At 66.6% G+C, this 18,602-nt stretch carries 17 protein-coding genes and 1 tRNA gene; 9 read left to right on the forward strand and 9 right to left on the reverse strand.

Annotated elements, in window-relative coordinates:
- Position 1: 1 nt before the first annotated feature.
- The 3 genes from asnB to SIL87_RS15390 are packed head-to-tail and all read right to left on the reverse strand — an operon-like array spanning position 2 to position 3,692.
- Positions 2 to 1,762, reverse strand: a complete 1,761-nt coding sequence (gene asnB, locus SIL87_RS15380; RefSeq protein ID WP_319615003.1) for an asparagine synthase (glutamine-hydrolyzing) — start codon at positions 1,760 to 1,762, stop codon at positions 2 to 4.
- Positions 1,762 to 2,799, reverse strand: a complete 1,038-nt coding sequence (locus SIL87_RS15385) for a glycosyltransferase (RefSeq protein ID WP_319615004.1) — start codon at positions 2,797 to 2,799, stop codon at positions 1,762 to 1,764. The genes asnB and SIL87_RS15385 overlap by 1 nt, the downstream gene beginning before the upstream one ends.
- Positions 2,796 to 3,692: a glycosyltransferase family 9 protein gene (locus SIL87_RS15390; RefSeq protein ID WP_319615005.1), complete on the reverse strand. Its 897-nt coding sequence runs from the start codon at positions 3,690 to 3,692 to the stop codon at positions 2,796 to 2,798. The genes SIL87_RS15385 and SIL87_RS15390 overlap by 4 nt, the downstream gene beginning before the upstream one ends.
- Positions 3,693 to 3,749: 57 nt before the next feature.
- Here SIL87_RS15390 and ygfZ point away from each other — a divergent pair, with 57 nt between their 5' ends.
- Positions 3,750 to 4,580: a CAF17-like 4Fe-4S cluster assembly/insertion protein YgfZ gene (gene ygfZ / locus SIL87_RS15395; RefSeq protein WP_319615006.1), complete on the forward strand. Its 831-nt coding sequence runs from the start codon at positions 3,750 to 3,752 to the stop codon at positions 4,578 to 4,580.
- On the forward strand, positions 4,577 to 5,242 hold the full coding sequence (locus tag SIL87_RS15400) for a glutathione S-transferase (RefSeq protein WP_319615007.1): 666 nt from the start codon (positions 4,577 to 4,579) through the stop codon (positions 5,240 to 5,242). The genes ygfZ and SIL87_RS15400 overlap by 4 nt, the downstream gene beginning before the upstream one ends.
- Here the strand turns inward: SIL87_RS15400 and yddG are convergent.
- From yddG to mbfA, 3 genes are read right to left on the reverse strand one after another with little or no spacing between them, the layout of a single operon-like run.
- Positions 5,160 to 6,095 (reverse strand): aromatic amino acid exporter YddG, encoded by a 936-nt coding sequence (gene yddG / locus SIL87_RS15405; protein ID WP_319615008.1) that lies wholly within the window; start codon positions 6,093 to 6,095, stop codon positions 5,160 to 5,162. The two genes, SIL87_RS15400 and yddG, sit on opposite strands and share 83 nt — an antisense overlap.
- Before the next feature lie 13 nt (positions 6,096 to 6,108).
- Positions 6,109 to 7,065, reverse strand: a complete 957-nt coding sequence (locus SIL87_RS15410) for an NAD(P)H-dependent flavin oxidoreductase (protein WP_319615009.1) — start codon at positions 7,063 to 7,065, stop codon at positions 6,109 to 6,111.
- Positions 7,066 to 7,096: 31 nt separating this feature from the next.
- Positions 7,097 to 8,053 (reverse strand): iron exporter MbfA, encoded by a 957-nt coding sequence (gene mbfA / locus SIL87_RS15415; protein WP_319615010.1) that lies wholly within the window; start codon positions 8,051 to 8,053, stop codon positions 7,097 to 7,099.
- A 133-nt stretch (positions 8,054 to 8,186) separates the two neighbouring features.
- Here mbfA and SIL87_RS15420 point away from each other — a divergent pair, with 133 nt between their 5' ends.
- From SIL87_RS15420 to SIL87_RS15450, 7 genes are all read left to right on the forward strand, one after another.
- Positions 8,187 to 10,061 (forward strand): tetratricopeptide repeat-containing sulfotransferase family protein, encoded by a 1,875-nt coding sequence (locus tag SIL87_RS15420; RefSeq protein WP_319615011.1) that lies wholly within the window; start codon positions 8,187 to 8,189, stop codon positions 10,059 to 10,061.
- Positions 10,058 to 11,425: a tetratricopeptide repeat-containing glycosyltransferase family protein gene (locus SIL87_RS15425; protein ID WP_319615012.1), complete on the forward strand. Its 1,368-nt coding sequence runs from the start codon at positions 10,058 to 10,060 to the stop codon at positions 11,423 to 11,425. The genes SIL87_RS15420 and SIL87_RS15425 overlap by 4 nt, the downstream gene beginning before the upstream one ends.
- Positions 11,426 to 11,444: 19 nt before the next feature.
- Positions 11,445 to 12,467 carry an ABC transporter substrate-binding protein gene (locus SIL87_RS15430; RefSeq protein ID WP_319615013.1) on the forward strand — a complete coding sequence of 341 codons (1,023 nt, stop codon included), beginning with the start codon at positions 11,445 to 11,447 and terminating at the stop codon, positions 12,465 to 12,467.
- 18 nt (positions 12,468 to 12,485) lie between these two features.
- Positions 12,486 to 13,193, forward strand: coding sequence for a hypothetical protein (locus tag SIL87_RS15435; protein WP_319615014.1), 708 nt, complete (start codon positions 12,486 to 12,488; stop codon positions 13,191 to 13,193).
- Positions 13,190 to 13,357 (forward strand): hypothetical protein, encoded by a 168-nt coding sequence (locus tag SIL87_RS15440; protein ID WP_319615016.1) that lies wholly within the window; start codon positions 13,190 to 13,192, stop codon positions 13,355 to 13,357. Before SIL87_RS15435 ends, SIL87_RS15440 begins: the two co-directional genes overlap by 4 nt.
- A gap of 54 nt (positions 13,358 to 13,411) precedes the next feature.
- Positions 13,412 to 13,501: transfer RNA gene (locus SIL87_RS15445), tRNA-Ser, on the forward strand.
- Positions 13,502 to 13,782: 281 nt separating this feature from the next.
- Positions 13,783 to 14,010 carry a hypothetical protein gene (locus SIL87_RS15450; protein WP_319615017.1) on the forward strand — a complete coding sequence of 76 codons (228 nt, stop codon included), beginning with the start codon at positions 13,783 to 13,785 and terminating at the stop codon, positions 14,008 to 14,010.
- 452 nt (positions 14,011 to 14,462) lie between these two features.
- On the opposite strand, the gene SIL87_RS15455 is transcribed toward SIL87_RS15450, so the two are convergent.
- The 3 genes from SIL87_RS15455 to tssH form a co-directional block, all read right to left on the reverse strand.
- Positions 14,463 to 15,161, reverse strand: coding sequence for a hypothetical protein (locus SIL87_RS15455; RefSeq protein ID WP_319615018.1), 699 nt, complete (start codon positions 15,159 to 15,161; stop codon positions 14,463 to 14,465).
- Between the two features lie 120 nt (positions 15,162 to 15,281).
- Entirely contained in the window at positions 15,282 to 15,764 is a 483-nt protein-coding gene (locus tag SIL87_RS15460; RefSeq protein WP_319615019.1) for an Hcp family type VI secretion system effector, read from the reverse strand.
- 27 nt (positions 15,765 to 15,791) lie between these two features.
- Complete coding sequence (gene tssH / locus SIL87_RS15465; RefSeq protein WP_319615021.1) at positions 15,792 to 18,485, reverse strand: type VI secretion system ATPase TssH; 2,694 nt, start codon at positions 18,483 to 18,485, stop codon at positions 15,792 to 15,794.
- Between the last annotated feature and the right edge of the window lie 117 nt (positions 18,486 to 18,602).

Genomic DNA, 18,602 nt, shown 5'->3' on the forward strand with positions numbered 1-18,602 from the left:
ATTATCGCTCCGCCAACACATCGAACACGCTGCCCGCACCCGACCCACCGAGCCCATGCCGGTGATGCCACAGCGCGAGAAACAACAGCCGCCAGCACGCCACCCCGGCCCGCTTGTCGGCGGCACGCGAAAAAATCTCCCGCACCCGCCCCGGCACCGTCATCTCCTGAATGATCGGCGCCCGCGCGACCAGCGGCGCCAGCTCATCGGCCCGCGCCGCGATCCACGCCGCCACCGGCACATCGAACCCCTGCTTCGGCGCGAAGGGCCGCGCCTGTGGCAAATGACGCTCCAGCCACCGCCGCAGCAGATATTTGCCCACCCCCCGCCGCGCCCGCAACCGGTCGGCCAGAGCGAAGGCAAACCGCGCCACCTCCCGATCGACGAAGGGCGTCCGCCCCTCGATCGCATGGGCCATCAGGCAGCGGTCGAGCTTGAGCAACAGATCATTGGGCAACCACCCGGCAATGTCCTCGCGCTGCGCCCGCTCCAACGCCGAGCCCCCCGGCGCCGAGCCCCCCACCACGCCGGAACGCGCCTCATCCAGCCCCGCCCGCCAGCCCTGCCCCGTCTCGCGCAGAACCCCGAGCCCGTCGAACGCCCCCCGCCGCCGCATCGGCCGCGCGAACGGCCAGGGCCGCGCCGCCGCCCGATACCGCCCGTACCCCGCGAACATCTCGTCCCCGCCCTCGCCGGACAGGATCACCTTGACCGACCCCTTCGCATGGCGGGCCAGAAACCAGGTCGGGATGATCGCGTAATCCGCGACCGGATCATCCATTGCCGCCACGATCGCCGGCAGATGCGCCCACATCATCGCCGCGTCGATCTCGATCCGCTCGTGGCGCGCCCCCACCGCCCGCGCACTCGCCGCCGCATCGTCGCGCTCGTCGGCGACAGTGCCGGTATCGAACCCGGCGGTCATCGCCAGCACCTTGCCCTCGTTGAGCCGCGCCATCAGCGCGAGGATCGCCGCACTGTCGATCCCGCCCGAGAGAAACATCCCGTAAGGCACGTCGCTGCGCTGATGCACCGCGACACTGTCCGCCAGCACCGCATCCAGCGCCGCCAGCGCCGCCTCCTCATCGCGCGGCACCTCGCCGGGCCGGACCGGATCATGGTGCGCGATCGTGGTGACCGCCTCCCCCGCGATCGCCAGCGTGGTCCCCGGCGCCACCCGGTCGATCGCGGTGAACACCGTCCGGGTCCCGGTGGTAAACTGCACCTGCAACAGCTCGACCAATCGCGCGGTCGAAATCCCCGGCGCCGCCAGCCCCGCCGCCACCAGCGCCTGCGGCTCCGATGCGAAGGCGGTCCCGCGCGCCGTCGCGCTTATATAAAGCGGCTTGATCCCGAATTCGTCGCGCGCCAGCAACACCCGCCCCGCCTGCCCGTCATCGATCGCGAGCGCATACATCCCCCTCAGATCCGGCGTGAAATCCGCCGCCGCACGGGCAAGGTACAAAGGCGGCTCGCAATCGCTGCCGGTCGCGAACCCGACCGTGCCGAGCCGCGCCCGCAATTCGGGATTGTTATAGATCTCGCCATTCCCGACCAGCGCCGACCCCGCGCCGAACAACGGCTGATCCCCGGTCGCGAGATCGATGATCGCCAGCCTCGTCTGCACCAGGGCGGCGCGGGCGCTGACATGCACCCCCGAGCCATCCGGCCCGCGATGCGCGAGCGCCCGCGTCAGCGCAGCCAGGGTCTCCGGATCGATCCGCGCACCGGGCTTCAGCGCGATCCCGGCGATGCCGCACATCAGCGCCCGCCTTTGCGGATCAAGTCACCGAGCAGGGTCCGCCACGCCGCCACCACGATGGGCGCCGCGAACTCCGCCTCGTACCGCGCCCGCCCCGCAGCCGCGAGCGCCGCACCCCGCCCCCGATCGCCCAGCACATCCGCAATGGCCGCCGCCAGCGCGGCCGGATCGTCGATCGCGACCAGCAGCCCGTCCACACCCTGCGTGATCAACTCACGCGGTCCTTCCGCCGCCGCCGCCACCACCGGCACCCCGGCCGAAAACGCCTCCAGCACCATGTTGCCGAGCGGCTCGTGGCGCGAAGAGGACACAAAGACATCCGCCGCCCTGAGCAACGCCCCCACATCGGTTCGCCAGCCCGGCAGATGCACGCGGTCGGCCACCCCGCAATCCCTGACCAGTGCGGTCAGCGCCGCCCGTTCCGGCCCCTCGCCCGCGATCACCAGATGCATGTCGGGGATCGCGGCGACCGCGCGGATCAGCACGTCGAACCCCTTGACCTCGTGCAACCGCCCGAGCCCGAGCACCAGCGTCGCCCCCGCCGGCACGCCGAGGCCCGCGCGATCCGCCGGGGCGGTCGCCGCGAAATCATCGACGAAATTCGGCACGTACGAAACCCGGTCCGCCGGCCAGCCCTCCTGCGCGATCCAGCGCACGATGTCGCGGGTGTTGCCGACCAGATGATCGCAGCGCCGGAAATACTTGAGATCGTAATACCCGCCGAGCCGCCCCACCAGAGGCCATGCCCCGCGCGGTGCCTGGCTGGCCGCCCGGCTCATCCAGGCCACCGCGATCTGGGTATCGAAATCGCGCAGCAATCGCCCCGCCCGCACCCGCGTCAGCGGGTCGAGCGGACCGCCGAACCGCAGCCCGCGCGGCTGCAATCCCGCCGCCCGCAACCGCGCCATCCGCGCCGGATCGGGGCGGATCACCGGCAGCACCGCCTCGCCGTCCCGATGCAGCGCGATGCTCAGCCGCTCGAAAAACAACTCCGCGCCGCCTTGCGCCGCCCCCGCCATGATCTGGGCGATCCTCATGCCGCCACCGCCTCGCCCAGCACGGCCAGCGCCGCCGCCTGAACCCGATCGACCGGGAGCGCGGCCATAGCCGCCTCACCCTCCGGCCCGTCCGCCACCACAAACGCGGTCCGCAACCCCGCCGGGGCATATTCCGAGGCGCGGGACCGGCCGAACAAACCCAGCGTCGGCGTCCCCGCCGCCGCCGCGAGATGCATCAACCCAGAATCATTGCCGATGAACAGGTCGCACCGCGCCAAACACGCGGCGGCTTCGGCGACGCTGAGCGCCCCCACCAGATCCACCGAACCGGGCAACCCCGCCAGCACCGGTGCCGCTGCCGCCCGCTCGTCAGGACCGGGGCCGCCGAACACCACGACCCGCCCGAAATCGAGACGCCGCGCGAGGTCGACGAAACGATCCGCCGGCCAGATCTTGCCCTCCCAGTTCGCGGTCGGGCCGAGGCCGAGCACCCGGCCGCTCCCGGCCATCAGCACGTCCGCCCGGGCCCGGTCCGCCGGCGCGGTCCACACCACCGGCAGCGGTGCCGGATCGAACCCGCAGGCCTGACCGATCTGGACATAGCGCCGCCCGGGCCGCCGCCCGCCGCGCACGATCACCCGCCGCCCGGCACGCAGCGCGTAACCCAAAGCCGAGCCGCGAAAATCGACGATCAGTTCCCAGCGGTCCCGCATCAGGCGCGACCAGAGCGAGACCCAATGCCGCTTGTAATCCTGTTTCTCGAAGACGATCAGCCGTTCCAGCCCGGGAAGACGCTCGAACACCCCGCGCGCCGCCGCCCCGCAGGCGACGGTGAGCCGCGCCTCGGGATGCGCGAGACGGAACCGCTCGACCACGCCCGATGCGATGACGGCGTCACCGAGACGCGAAGACGTGATGAACAGGATACGCATGCGGATGCCCTCCTAGCACGCCTTGCCGTGATGCGGCCAAGGGGCCACATCGGGCTCATGGCACAACTGGCATACCTGCCCGAACGGGGCGTGATCGAAATCGGCGGGATCGACCGCGTGGCGTTTCTTCAGGGTCTGGTCTCGAACGACGTCACCCGGGCCGCACCGGGGCACTGCGTCTGGTCGGCCCTGCTGACGCCGCAGGGACGGTATCGGGCGGAGTTTTTCATCTTCGCAACGGACGATGCCCTGCTGCTCGATGCGCCGCGTATAGCCATCCCCGACATCATCACCCGGCTCTCGCGCTTCCGGCTCCGCAGCAAGGTAACGCTGACGGATCGGTCCGAGGCGTTCGCCGTCCACGCCGGATGGGATGGCCATGTCGCCACCGGGATCGCTTCACCCGATCCACGGCTGGAGGCTGCCGGGGTTCGCATCCTGGCCCCGGCGCGGCTCGATGGGTCGGCAGGACCGGAGACCTATCTCGCCCACCGCCTCGCCCTCGGATTGCCCGACCACGCCGATCTCGAACCCGATACCACCCTGCTGATGGAAGCGGGTTTCGGCGACCTGCACGGGATCGACTGGGACAAGGGCTGCTATATGGGCCAGGAACTGACGGCGCGGACCCGTTATCGCGGCCTGGTCAAGCGCCGCCTCATTCCGGTCGAGGCCGGGTCCGAACTGCCTGAACGCGGCAGCATCACCGCCGGTGAGCGGGAGGCGGGCGATCTGCGCACCCATAGCGGCCGGCGCGGCCTTGCGATGCTGCGGATCGACCAGCTCGACCAGCCGCTGCGGATCGGCACCATCGCGATCACCCCCGCGCTGCCCGACTGGCTTCATCTGCCAGCCACGCCCGCCCCGATTGAAAAGGCCTCAGCATGATCGTCGTCCACCATCTCGAAGCCTCGCGCTCGCAGCGGATTCTCTGGCTGCTCGAAGAACTCGACCTGAAATACGAGGTCAGGCTCTACAAGCGGAACCCCAAGACCATGCTGGCCCCTGCCAGCCTGAAGGCGGTGCATCCGCTCGGCAAATCGCCGGTGATCACCGATGGCGACACCACGGTGGCGGAAACCGGGGCGATCATCGAATATATCATCGAGAAATATGGCGAGGGCCGCCTGATCCCGCCGCCCGGCACCGATGACCGGCGGCGCTATACCTACTGGCTGCACTACGCCGAGGGTTCGGCCATGCCGTATCTGGTGATGAAGCTGATCTTCACCGAAATGCCGAAACAGGGCCCCCGGATCGTCGCGCCTTTGCTGCGCATGATCGGCAATCAGGTCGGCGAGAAATTCCTCGATCCAAATATCGCGACCCATATCCGGTTCTGGGAGGACAGCCTGGCCAACATGCTCTGGTTCGCCGGACCGGAGTTGACCGGTGCTGACATCATGATGAGCTTTCCGGTCGAGGCCGCCAATGCGCGCGGGGCGCTGCGGGGCAATTTCCCGCGGATCAATGCCTTCCTTGCGGCGGCCCATGCCCGCCCGGCCTATCAGCGGGCGCTGGCGAAAGGCGGACCGTACCCCTACGCCTGAACCCGACCGAGACGGCGGCACCGCCGACGATCAGGACAGCGGCGGCGAGGATGGTGAGCGACAGGGGCGATCGTCCCGTCGCGATCAGCAACGCCGTCGATAAAAGCGGCGCGGCATAGGAGAGCGTTCCCAGAAGGGCGAGATCGCCGTGCTTGGTCGCGTCGTCCCACGCGAAGAAGGCGAGCCCGACCGGTCCGATTCCGAGGCCGATCAGGGCGAGCCATTGCAAGTCATCGGGGGCGACGGTCGGCTCGCTCGCCAGATGAACGATCAACCCGGCAATGGCGACGACCCCGCAGACCCCGGCGATCAGGTCGCTCGGCACGTCGCTGATCGTGCGATTGACCACCGAATAGAGCGCCCAGACGAAGGCGGCGGCGAGGGCGCAGAGGTAGCCGAGGGTGGAACCGGTGATGGCCGATGCCGCCGCACCATGTAGGATCAGGATGGTGCCGGTCAGTCCCATGAGTGCGCCGGCGACGTGCCTGAGATGGAGCCGTCCGCCCGGCAGGAAAGCGGCGAAGATCACGATCAGCAGCGGCCAGAGATAGGCGATCAACCCGGCCTGTGCGGGCGGCGCATGGTCGAGCGCGGTGAAATACAGCGCGTGGTAGGAGAATAATCCGATCGTGCCGATCGCCCAGGCACGCGGTGCCTGACGGAGCTGGCCGAGCCGCCCCCGCGATGCGAGCACGAGGAGACCCGCTGCGCTCGCCACCGCGAAACTGATGGTCAGGGTTTCGAACGGCGGGATTCCCCGCGTGGTCACCGAGAGCAGGGCCAATGTGGACCAGAGCAGGATGGCGATGACGCCGGTTGCCGTGGCGCGTGCGGCCCGGCTCAGAGGCGGCATGACGCCCGGTGGGTCACCCGCAAAGCGCCCGCCTCGCCGCACGATACTCGGCGATCAGCCGTTCGACCCGGATGCGGGCCGGCACCACCGCATCGATCGCGCCGATCCCCTGGCCCGAACCCCAGATATCCTTCCATGCCTTGGCCTTGGCACCTTCATGGAAATTCATCGCCGAGGCATCGCTCTGCGGCAGGGCATCGGGGTCGAGCCCGGCGGCGAGGATGCTGGGGCGCAGATAATTGCCGTGCACCCCGGTGAACAGATTGGTGTAGACGATGTCGCCGGCACCGCCATCGACGATCGCCTGCTTGTAGGGGGCCGAGGCATTGGCTTCGTCGGTCGCGATGAAGGCCGAGCCGATATAGGCGAAATCCGCCCCCATCGCCTCCGCCGCCAGCACCGAGCGCCCGGTCGCGATCGCGCCCGACAGCGCCAGTGGCCCGTCGAACCAGGCGCGGATTTCCTGCACCAGCGCGAAGGGCGAAATCGTCCCGGCATGGCCGCCGGCACCCGCCGCCACCGCGATCAGCCCATCGGCGCCCTTCTCGATCGCTTTATGTGCGAAGCGATTGTCGATGATGTCGTGCAGCACGATGCCGCCATAGGAATGGACCGCCGCATTGACCTCCGGCCTTGCGCCGAGCGAGGTGATCACCAGCGGCACGCGATGCTTCACGCAGAGTTCGAGGTCGCGTTCGAGCCGCGCATTCGAGCGGTGGACGATCTGGTTGACCGCGAACGGGGCAGCGGGCCGGTCGGGGTTGGCCTTGTCCCACGCGGCCAGCGCCTCGGCGATTTCGGCGAGCCAGTCATCGAGCATCGCCTCGGGTCGTGCGTTGAGCGCGGGAAACGAGCCGACGATGCCTGCGGTGCATTGCGCGATCACCAGAGCCGGGTTCGAGAGGATGAACAGCGGTGAGCCGATCACCGGAATCGCCAGACGGTTCCGTAACGACGGGGGAATGCTCATCCCCCGTCTCTGCCGCCGGTTTCCCTAAACGTCAACTACTCCCGATCAGGATGCCGACACCGAACACGATCGCCCCGCCGAGCGCCACCTGCATCGCGGCGCGGACCGGCGAGGTATCCATGTAATGGGCGCGAATCCACGAGATCACCGCGAGTTCGATCACCACCACGCCCACCGCCAGCGCCATCGCGATCCTGAAATCGGGGATCAGGAAGGGCAGCGTGTGGCCGATGCCGCCGAGCGTGGTCATGACCCCGGTGATGACCCCGCGCATGATCGGCGAGCCGCGCCCGGTCAGGCTGCCATCGTCCGACAAGGCTTCGGCGAAGGCCATCGAGATGCCGGCGCCGAGCGAGGCTGCGATGCCGACGATGAAGGCATCCTGCGGCCGGTCGGTCGCGAAGGCGGCGGCGAAAACCGGCGCGAGGGTGGAGACCGAACCGTCCATCAGTCCGGCGAGACCCGGCTGGATGTAGCGCAGCACGAAGTTGCGCCGCGCGGTATCGTCCTCATGGGAGACCACGGTCTGCGGCAGGTTTTCCTCGGTCAACTGGTCGGCGATGCGCTCGTGGCCGGCCTCGGCCTCGGCGAGATCGCCCAGCAGCTTGCGGATCGAGGGGTCGGAACTGCGGCTGGCGGCGAGGCGATAGAACCGCGCGGTTTCGACCTCCATGCTCTCGGCGAGCTTGCGGACATCCTTGATCGAGGGCTTGGGCAGTTGCCAGAGGGTTTTGCGATGGAGAAACCCGCGCACGTCGTGGCGGCGGATCAGGGGGATGTGATCGCCGAATTTTTCCTGGAACAGGTCGATCAGGCGGCGGCGATGCTCGCTTTCCTCCGCCGCCATGTCGAAGAACACCTTGGCCGAGCCGGGGAAATCGGCGTGCAGGCTTTCGGCGATATCCATGTAGATCCGGCCGTCCTCCTCCTCGGCGCCGATGGCGAGGGCGAGGATTTCACGTTCGCTGAGTTCTGAGAAATTTCGCATTGCGGCAAAATGCAGTCGCCGCGAGGATTGGTCAAGATTTCAGTTTTATTTGATAGTTATTCGCATTCGCAGATCGAAGTCCGGTCGATCCCGGCACACTTGCACCGTCGCCGAAACCCTGCATGATCCACCCATGAGTGCAACGACCCTGTCGATCCGGACCGAGATCGATCCCACCCCCTGCACCTGCGGCTCCGGATTGCGGGCCGTGCGGTGCTGCCGCCTGACCAGTGCGGGCTTGCCCGACCCTGCTAATCACGCCGTGCTCGATCCGTTGCTGGAGACAGCGCGCACCGCCCGCACCGCCAACCACAACCGCGAGGCCGAACGGCATTTGCTGCAACTGCTCGATCTCGCCCCCCATCACCGCGAAGGGCTTCGCCTCCTGTTCGAGATACGCCGGGGCGAGGGGCGGATGGCGGCGGCGGAGGCGCTGATCGCGCGGATTGCGGCATTGCCGCCCGATGTCGCGGCGGCGCATGTCCAGCACGCGCAACTGCTGATCAATCAGGGCCGCCACGCCGAGGCCGAAGCACCGTCCCGCCGCGCCGCCACGCTGATGCCGCGCGACCCGACCATCCAGCACATCCTCGGGATCGTGTTCACCGAGACCGGGCGGCTCGCTGCCGGGGAACGCCACTACAGGATGGCGCTGGCCTTCGGCGATGGGCGGGATGCCGCGTTGCTCGGCAACCTCGCCTGGAACCTCCGCCAGCAGGGGCGGCTCGACGAAGCCGCTGCCACCTACGAGGCCACGCTGGCGCTGCGCCGCGAGAATGCGCGCGGCCTTGCCGGTTATGCCCAGGTCGAGGCCGGGCGGTTGCGGCTCGATGCTGCCGAGGCGCTGCTGAACGAGGCGAGCGGGCTTGCCCCGTCCGACCGGATGATCGCGGTGCTGGCGGCGCTGACCCGGCTGCATCGCGGCGATCCCGAGGCGGCGCTCGCGCGGATCGAGGCGACGGCGGCGGCGATCGCGCCGCAATCGCTGGTCGCGACCGAATATGCGGCAAAGGGCCAGGCGCTGGAGCGGCTCGGCAGGTATGAGGAGGCGTGGGCGTGCTATGTGGCGGGGCGGAATTTCCAGCGCGAGCGGGCGAAGCGCGCGTTCGATCCCGCGCCGATCGCCTCCCGCCTCGCCGCGGTGAAATCGCTGTTCATGGCCGACCGGCTCGCCGGACTTGGTCGGCCCGGGCCGATCGCCGGGGCGGCAACGCCGGTTTTTCTGCTCGGGACGCCGCGCGCCGGGACCTCGTTGCTCGAACAGATGCTGATGCAGAGCCCCGCGATCGACCCGGCGGATACCCGCGCGCCTTTGCCGGAGCTGTCGCGGCTGCTGCCGGCCCTGGTCAGCGGCTTCGGCGGCGAGGCGCTCGGGTTTCCCGAGGCGCTGCTCGCGACCGCCGCCGGCGAGCAGCGCGATATTCTGCCGATGCTCGCGAACCGCTATCAGGCCCTGCTGCGCGCTGCCGGCGCGACGACCGGGGAGACCCGTTTCGTGACCGATCGCAACCCCGATCTGCCCTGGCTGCTCGGGTTCGCCGCCGCGCTGTTTCCGCTGGCGCCGGTGATCCATGTGATCCGCCATCCGCTCGACGCGCTGGTTTCGGCCTTCGCGCAGGACAAGCTCTACGAGGGCAATGCCGGGGTGACGCTGCGGGGCATGGCCACCCTGTTCGATGCCCAGATGAGCGCGATCGGGCAGGTTCGGGGCCAGACCACGCTGCGCTACCTGCCGGTGCGCTACGAGGATCTGGTGCGCCGCCCGGCGGCGACGCTGCAATCCGTGCTCGATTTCATCGGGATGGCGGCGGATGCGGGCGAATTGCTCACCGCCCCGCCGCGCGCGGTGCCACGGGTGCCAGCGCATCGCGCGGTGCATCGCGCGGCGCATGAGGGGGCGGTGGGCAGGTATCGGCGGTTCGGCGATGTGTTCGGCGAGGCGATGCCGCTGCTTTCGCCCTGGATCGCGCAGCTCGGATACGGCGAGCAGCGGGACCTTGCGGCATGAGCGGTGCCGCGGGGGTGAAGGTCACTTTGGGCGAGGTGCTGAACGAGATCAGCGCCTATGAGCGCGATGGCCGGCTGGAAGATGCCGAGGCGCTGGCCGAACGGGTGCTGCAGGCGGCACCCGAGCATCCGCACGTGCTGCATCTGTCCGGGATCGTTGCGTACCGGCGCGGCAAGATCCCGCTCGCGATCGAGCGGATGGAGAAATCGCTCGAACTTTCGCCGGGCGTCGCGGTCTATCCGCGCAATATGTGCGAGATCTATCGGGGGGCCGGGCGGCTCGACGATGCGCTGCGCATGGCCGAGCGGGCGGTGGAACTCGCCCCCGAGGATAGCCGGGCTCATTTCAATCATGCCCTGATCTGTTACGAGCGCCGCGAACTCGATGCCGCGCTGGCGGCGGCGGACCGGTCGATTGAACTGGACCCCGCGTTTCCCGAGGCGCATTTCGAACGGGCCGAAGTCCTGCTGCTCGGCGGGCGGCTCGCCGAGGGCTGGGAGAGCTACGAGTGGCGGTTCAAGCTGAAACAGGCCGAGGGCATGCTGCCCAAGACCGACAAGCCGCAATGGGACGGCAACCCGCTGCCCGAGGGCAGGCTGCTGATCGTGGCGGATCAGGGGTTCGGCGACTGCATCCAGTTCGGGCGTTACATTCCCTGGGCCGCCGAGCGTGCGCCGAAGCCGGTACTTGCGTGCAGCGGTGACCTCGTGCCGATTTTGCGCCAGATTCCGGGGCTCGGGCGGATCGTGACGCGCTGGGAGACCACCGGGGAGTTCGACGCCTATATGCCGCTGTCGGGCATGCCGCGCCTGGCCGGGACGACGCTGGAGACGATTCCCGCCACGATCCCGTATCTGCATCCCGATCCCGCGAAAATCGCGGCGTGGCGGCAGCGGATCGAGGCGCTGACCCCGCAGGGCAAAAAGCGCGTCGGGCTGGTCTGGGCCGGGCGGCCGACCCACAAGAACGACCGCAAACGGACCGTGAAACTCGAACAATTCGCGCCGCTGTTCGCGCGCGGCGACATCGCGATCGTCACGGTGCAGAAGGGCGACCAGATCGCGCAGGTCGGCGGCTATTTCGGGGCGGCGCCGCTGGTCAATCTCGGGCCGAGCATCCATGATTTCACCGATACGCTGGCGATATTGCAGAGCCTCGACCGGCTGGTGACGATCGATACCTCGGTCGCGCATCTTGCCGGGGCTTCCGGCGTGGCGACCTCGGTGATCCTGCCCTATGCGCCGGACTGGCGCTGGCTGCTCGACCGGGACGACACGCCCTGGTATCCCTCGCTGCGGCTGTATCGCCAGCAGCGGCCCTATGAGTGGGCAGGCGTGATCGAACGTCTGGCCGCCGAGCTTTGACGTTCCGGATCGGATGACGATGGGCAGATCGATGTTTCATGCGCGGATTGTGGCTTGCGCGATGCTGGCGGGGGCGGTGTTTGCGCTGCCGGCTCACGCATCCGGCACCACGCTGACACTGTATTCGCGGCTGAGCTACGCCCCGGCGGTGGTGGCGGCGTTCACTCACAGGACCGGGATCAGGATCAGGCTGCGCCGCCCGCCGCCAGCCGGGTTGATGGCGCGGATGATCGCGGAAGGGCATCGGCCGCGGTGGTCGCTCGCGTGGTTCTATGGTGCCGCCAGCGCGATCACGCTCGACCGGCGGGGGCTGCTGGCGCACGGGATTCCGATGCCGGTGGATCTGACGCCGGAGGCCCGCCGGGTGGCACCCGCGGATGGCGCGTTCGTGCTGACCGGACTGACCCTTGCCGCCGTGCTCGTCGCCCCGCGGGCCGCGCCCTTCGCACCTCCGGCGAACTGGACCGACCTCGCCAAGCCGGCCTATCGCGGGCTTGTGGGGATCAACGATCCGGTGACGTCCGATCAGAGCGTTGCCGCCGTGATTTCCCTGCTGCATGCCGGTGGCGGCTGGCCCGGCGGCAAGGGGTTCGTGGTGCGGCTGCATCGGGCCGGGTTGCACATCTATACCGATACCGCGACCACTCTGGCGGCGCTGCGGAGCGGGGCGATCCAGCTCGCGATCGTGCGCGGGTCGGCGGGGTATCATTACGCCGATCACATCGACCGGTCGCTGCGGGTGATCGTGCCGCAGCCGGCGACGCTGCTGCCCGCGGTGATCGCGATGGCTCACGGCCTCGATGGCGCGCGGCGATCCGCTGCGCTGTCGTTCATCGCGTTTGCGGAGTCGCCTGCCGGGCAGCGTATCGCCCGCGCCCGGAAGGGGGATGATGCGGCATTCCAGCCTGCGGTGAAGGATGCGGCGGTGCCGGATTATACCGCGATGCCGGCCACCGACGAGCTCGACCCGCAACACTGGGCGGGGCGGCAGGCCGCGATCGTCGCCTGGTTCTCCACGGCGATCGTCGGGCCGAGTCTGTAGGGCGGCGCGGGGCCGGGCATGTCCGACATTTCGGTTATTCTTGCGAGTTTTCTGACCGCCGGGGTCGAATGGGTCGAAGCCTTCACCATCGTGCTCGCGGTAGCACTCGCGATCGGCTGGCCGCGCGCGACCGCAGCCGCCGGTGCCGCGCTGGCGGTGCTGGCCCTGCTCACGCTGTTCGGGGCGCGGGCGGTCGACTCCGTCGCGGATCTGCGGATCGTGCAATTTGTCGTCGGGGTGTTTCTGACGCTGTTCGGCATGCGCTGGCTCGCGAAAGCGATCGCCCGGACCGCCGGGCTGAAGCGCCGGCGCGATGAGGCGGCGGCATTCGCGAGGGTTTCGGGGACGCTGGCGGCGACCGCGTCGCATGGCGCAATGCTGGTGGCGTTTCAGGGCGTGCTGATCGAGGGGCTGGAGGTCTGGTTGATCGTGGTCGCGCTCGGCACCCAGACCGGCCGCACCGCTGTCGCTGCCGGGGCGGCACTTGCCGCGCTCGGCACGGTGATGGCGGCGGGCATCATTCTGCGCGCACCGCTCGCCCGCGTGCCGGAGACCGCGATCAAATATCTGGTCGGCTGCGCCATTCTCGCGTTCGGCACCTACTGGATGCTGACCGCGATGGGTTATGTCTGGCCGATCGGGGACTACGCCTTGCCGGTGTTGATGACGGGTTATGCTCTGGGCGGACTTGTGGCGGTGCGCGCGCTCATGCAGCTCGCCCGATGAAAAAGCTGGTCGAGATCCTGCTCGGGGACGCCGCGACCCTTGCCTGGGTCGCCGGCACGATCCTGCTCGCCAACCGCCTGCTGGGCGGCCCCTGGCATGAGGTGACCGGCTTGCTGGTTCCCCTCGCGCTGCTGCTCGGCGTTGCACTGCTCGCCCGGCGCTGAGCCCGCGCGCCGAGTTGCTTCGCCCGGAGGCTTTGCCTATAAGCCCGTCGAGACGGAGAGGTGCCGGAGTGGTCGATCGGGACGGTCTCGAAAACCGTTGTACCTTCACGGGTACCGTGGGTTCGAATCCCACCCTCTCCGCCAGCATCCCGTCCGCCACTCCCGGAGCCGTTTTCAGTGGAAATCGAGAGGGAGCCACTCTGGGCGGGATTTTCGTTTTGATATCGTAACGATTACGGCGCGAAAATGTTCCGTGGCTGGGGCGGGAAATTCGCGATCGGGGGTGGCTTGGCGGCGGGTTCGTTGTGGTTGGGTGCGATTGTTGGGCGGCTGCGGGTGGCGGTGGTGTTTGCGCGAGCGCTCGCCGTTGCGGGCGGGCGGTGATGGCGGGGTTTGGGGAGGGGTGAGCGACGCCGACGGGTCGTGTGGCCGAGTTGTCGGGGTGGGGGATCGGGTGCGGGGCGTTGGGCTGGTTCGGCCGGTTGCGCGGCGTGGGGGCGGGCGTGTTCATCGGGCCATTCGAGGCAAGGCCAGCGGGTTCGGGCTGGCTTGCCGGTGAGGTGGGGCGCGCGGCGAGCGACGCCAGATGCCGGATGATCTGGTCGATGAGGGCGAGGAGCAGGGTGACGATGGCCTTGGTCAGTTTCGCCTGATCGTCCGAGGCCGAGATGTGATTGCGCAACCCGCTCATGGCCTCGGTCAAACGCACGGTCGAATGGTCTGAGGCCTGGGTTTCGTTCACGAGGCTAACAAAGCATGGTTGGCGGGGGGTGAGAAAGGGATTTCTGCTGGCGCGATGGCGGTGCGGCGGGGTTCGATTGCGCGGGTCAGGAGGTCGGGGCGGCGATTGACCGTGACGAAACAGGTGCCTCCGGCGATGCGGTTGCGGCGGTCGTCGGGCATGGGCGGAGAGGGTCGGGGATTTTAAAAAAGAGGCGAATGACGCTTCGCTCTTCCGCCCTACGCTTGCTGTTTTTGTCTTCTGGACTTGGTGTTGCCCAAGCGGCGGGGGTGGATGATGGGCTTCGCAAGGGCTCTGCCCATCCTACTTGCTTCGCTATTCCTTCTTCCGCTTGCTTTGCCTTGCTTCTTATTGGGCGGAAAATCAATTCCCGAACAGTTGGCCGAGATCGAAATCGTCATCATCCTGCCGGGTCATGTACTGGAAGCGCTCATCGCGTTTTTTGTTGATGTCGTTCTTTATCATTGTATTTCCCGATGTTGTAATCGCACGCATACCACCGCCTTTGCCGACATCACCACCGAAATCGGTCAGTCCGGTCTTGGTCGGGACAAAATGTGCGACCGACAGGGTGCCTCCAGACATGAAACATGTCACCACTACCGTAGCACCAATCCCTGACGATAAAGGTTCAGCCAACTTATTCTTGTGGGTAATAAATACTGCAGATTTAAGTGAAGTAATTATCTCCCATTGCGGTGTGCCTTGGAAGGAACAATTTGCCTCCCCGATTGCTTTTTTATTCTCGACGATATCAGCCCCCCAAGCGGCAAGCTGCCCGACTGTCATCACCAAGATTGTGCTAGTGCTTGCCTTCATACCGGGAATAGTACCAGCTGTGCGGTCAATTTGGCGTTGCTTCCCCATTGCCAGCAGAGTATTAAACGGAGTTGCATTTGTCACGATCACGAGATGCTTTGCACTGAAATTGTTGGTAACAAAATCGACGGTTAACCCTTGAGACGTGGTAACTCTGCCATTTTCGCTTTTCGCCCATCGCTTCACCCCTTTTTTTCCGGAGTTGATACTATATTCCTCACTAAAAAAACCTATCCCGTTCATGATTTTTCCTTTCAATTTGAACCAGAAATTAGAATCTACGGTCGGCTTGCATCGCCGTGACCTTAAGCGATCTCATTTTATTTAGAACCCGGCGCTCACGCGCCGGGCCAGTTGCAGTATTTAGCTCATCTTCATCGTCTTGAGGTCGAAGTTCACGACGCTCTGGGTGCCTGCCGAGCCGTCGTCTTTCATCGGGATGGAGACGAAGCTGATGGAGGAGTAGTTCAGCGAGAGCGACTCGTTCGGTTTTTCGCCGCCCGAAGACATGCTCAAGCCCGACATGATGACATCCTTCATTTTTACTTCGAGATATTTATCCGAACCGGAGCCGGCCTTGTTGGTGCGGACGAACACGATGTCGACGTCTTTTGCGCCGCCGCTGAGGGCTTCCTTCAGCAGGTCGGGGCTCGAGATGTCGTAGTCCTTGGTAATCGTGACTTCCGAAAGGCTGGGCAGGCTGGATTCACGGCCTTCGCCGCTGCCGGACTGCATGGCAACGCCGCGCCCGACGCCCCATTGCATGCTGTGGATCTCGATATATTTCTCGAAGCCTTCGGTGGTCACGTCGCCGTTGATCGCGGCATATTTCATGTAGACAGCCATTGGTCTTTCTCCTGCTGGGTTGAAACTTTAGCTTAGTTCGTAGCGGAACGACCCATCGGGACCAATTCCGACTTTGACGTGGGAGATCGCCTCGCTCGCGGCCATACGGGCCAGGACCTCTGCCGAGAGTTCGGGCAGGAGGGTGCGCGAGAGGATGTTTTCCACGTTGCGCGCGCCGGAGGAGGATTCCTTGCAGCGCGCGGCAATGGTTTCGACCAGAGCGGGGTCGTATGTGAAATCGGCCTTGTACGACGCGCGCACCCGGCGGGCGATTTTCGCGAGTTGGAGGCCGACGATCTGGCGGATCACCTCGTCCGAGAGCGGGAAATAGGGGACGATGGTGACGCGGCCGAGAAAGGCGGGTTTGAAATGCTTGGCGAGCTCCGGACGGAGGGCCTCGGCGAGGCCTGCGGCGTCCGGCGCGGTTTCGGGGTCGGCGAAGAGTTTGTCGATCAGGTCGGTGCCGGCATTCGAGGTCATGATGATGACGGTGTTCTTGAAGTCGATATCGCGGCCTTCGCCGTCTTTCATGTTGCCCTTGTCGAACACCTGGAAGAACACGTCCTGCACGCCGGGATGGGCTTTTTCCATTTCGTCGAGCAGGATCACCGAATAGGGGCGGCGGCGGACCGCTTCGGTCAGGACGCCGCCTTCGCCGTAGCCGACATAGCCGGGGGGGCTGCCCATCAGGAGGGAGACTTTATGCTCCTCCTTGAACTCGGTCATGTTGATCGTGGTGATGTTCTGTTCGCCGCCGTAGAGCAGGTCGGCCAGGGTCAGGGCGGTTTCGGTCTTGCCGGTGCCCGATGTGCCGACCATGAGGAAGACGCCGATCGGCTTGCGCGGGTCGGTGAGTTTGGCGCGCGAGGTGCGGATGGCTTGCGCCACGGCTTCGAGCGCATGGGGCTGGCCGACGATGCGGCGCTCCATCGTGGATTTCAGGTTGAGGACGGTATTGATTTCATTGGACTGCATGCGCCCGGCGGGGATGCCGGTCCAGCTTTCGACAATCTCGGCGACGGCCTGGGCATCGACCACCGGGAAGATCAGGGGCATTTCGCCCTGCGAGGCTTTGAGTTCGGCGGTTTTGGCCGCGAGTTCGGCGCGCAACGCTTCACGATCGGTCGGGGCGGGCGGCTCGAGGATGGTGACGTCCGCGCCGACCGCCTGAGCTTGCACGGCCGGTTCGGGCGTTTCGAGCCGGGTTCGCAGGGAGGCGATTTCGGATGCGAGTTGCTTCTCGATGGTGAAGCGGGATTCGAGGGTGGCGAGTTCATCGGTGAGGCGGGCGCGTTCCTCCGCGAGTTCCGCGACCCGTGCCGCGTGGTCACCGCCGCTCGCGGTCTCGCGATGGAGGATGGCGGTTTCGGTTTCGATCAGGTCGAGGCGGCGCTTGCGGTCTTCGATCGGGGCGGGTTCGGTGGCCTGGCTCATGGAGACGCGGGCGCAGGCGGTGTCGATCAGGGAGATCGCCTTGTCGGGCAGTTGGCGCGAGGGGATGTAGCGCGCGGAGAGGCGGACGGCTTCGCTCACCGCTTCGTCGAGGATGCGGATTTTGTGGTGTTTTTCGAGAGTGGCGACGAGGCCGCGGATCATGGCGGTGGCCATCGGCTCCGAGGGTTCCTCGACCTTGACGACCTGGAAGCGGCGGGCGAGTGCGGCATCGCGCTCGAAATATTTTTTGTATTCAGCCCAGGTGGTGGCGGCGATGGTGCGGAGTTCGCCGCGCGCGAGGGCGGGTTTGAGCAGGTTGGCCGCGTCGTTCTGGCCGGCCTGACCGCCGGCGCCGATCATGGTGTGGGCTTCATCGATGAACAGGATGATCGGGCGGGGCGAGGCCTTGACCTCTTCGATGACGGATTTGAGGCGGTTTTCGAATTCGCCCTTCACGCCGGCACCGGCTTGCAGCAGGGCCATGTCGAGCGTGCGGAGGATGACGTTTTTCAATGCATCCGGCACGTCGCCCTGGGCGATTTTCAGCGCCAGACCTTCGACCACGGCGGTTTTGCCGACCCCGGCCTCGCCGGTGAGGATCGGGTTGTTCTGGCGGCGGCGGGTCAGGATGTCGATGGTCTGGCGGATTTCGAAATCGCGGCCGAGGATGGGGTCGATCCGCCCGGCTTTGGCGCGGGCGGTGAGGTCTTCGGTAAATTGATCGAGAGCGGCGGAGCCGCCGGGGCGGGGCGCGCCGTCCTCGCTGCCGGTGGCGGGGGCACCGTCGGTCGCGAGGGTTGCGTTGTGCGCTTCGGTCGACGCGGACGTGATGGTGAGGAAATCACGTTTGAGAGCGTCGGGCTGGATTTTCAGCAACTGGCCCGATGCCTCACGGGCGCGGCGGGCCAAGGCATCGTCGGACAACAAGGCCCAGAGCAGATGACCGGAGCGGGTGCGCGAGAGACCGTGTTCGATCGAGGCGAGCAGCCAGGCCTGTTTGGCGAGATCGACGACATCCGGTGAAAGGGCCGGTGCGCGGGCGTTGCCGGTTTTCAATTTATCGAGTGCACGGTTGAGGTCGATCAGGAAACGACCGTGATCGATCTCATAATGGCGGAGGATCAGCGGAATATCGGTATCGGTGCCGTCCGCGAGTTTGAGCAGCCAGTGTTCGATTTCGACGTTGTAATGGGTGCGCGAGAGTGTGAGCCCCGCAGCGGATTCGAGGCTGCGGCGGCTATGGTCGTTCAGTCGCGCTATCAACGATTTCAAGTCGATCGCTGCCATCTGCTCCCCTTGCCGACCCTGAAATCCGCGCCGGTTTATTGCGATCAAAGAATGTTCTGACTGGATATTATGATCTAACGAGCCTCTTGTCCAGATTAAGAAGTTGCAACATCATGC

Origin of the sequence: Acidiphilium acidophilum (assembly GCF_033842475.1) — a bacterium.
Taxonomy (GTDB): domain Bacteria; phylum Pseudomonadota; class Alphaproteobacteria; order Acetobacterales; family Acetobacteraceae; genus Acidiphilium; species Acidiphilium acidophilum.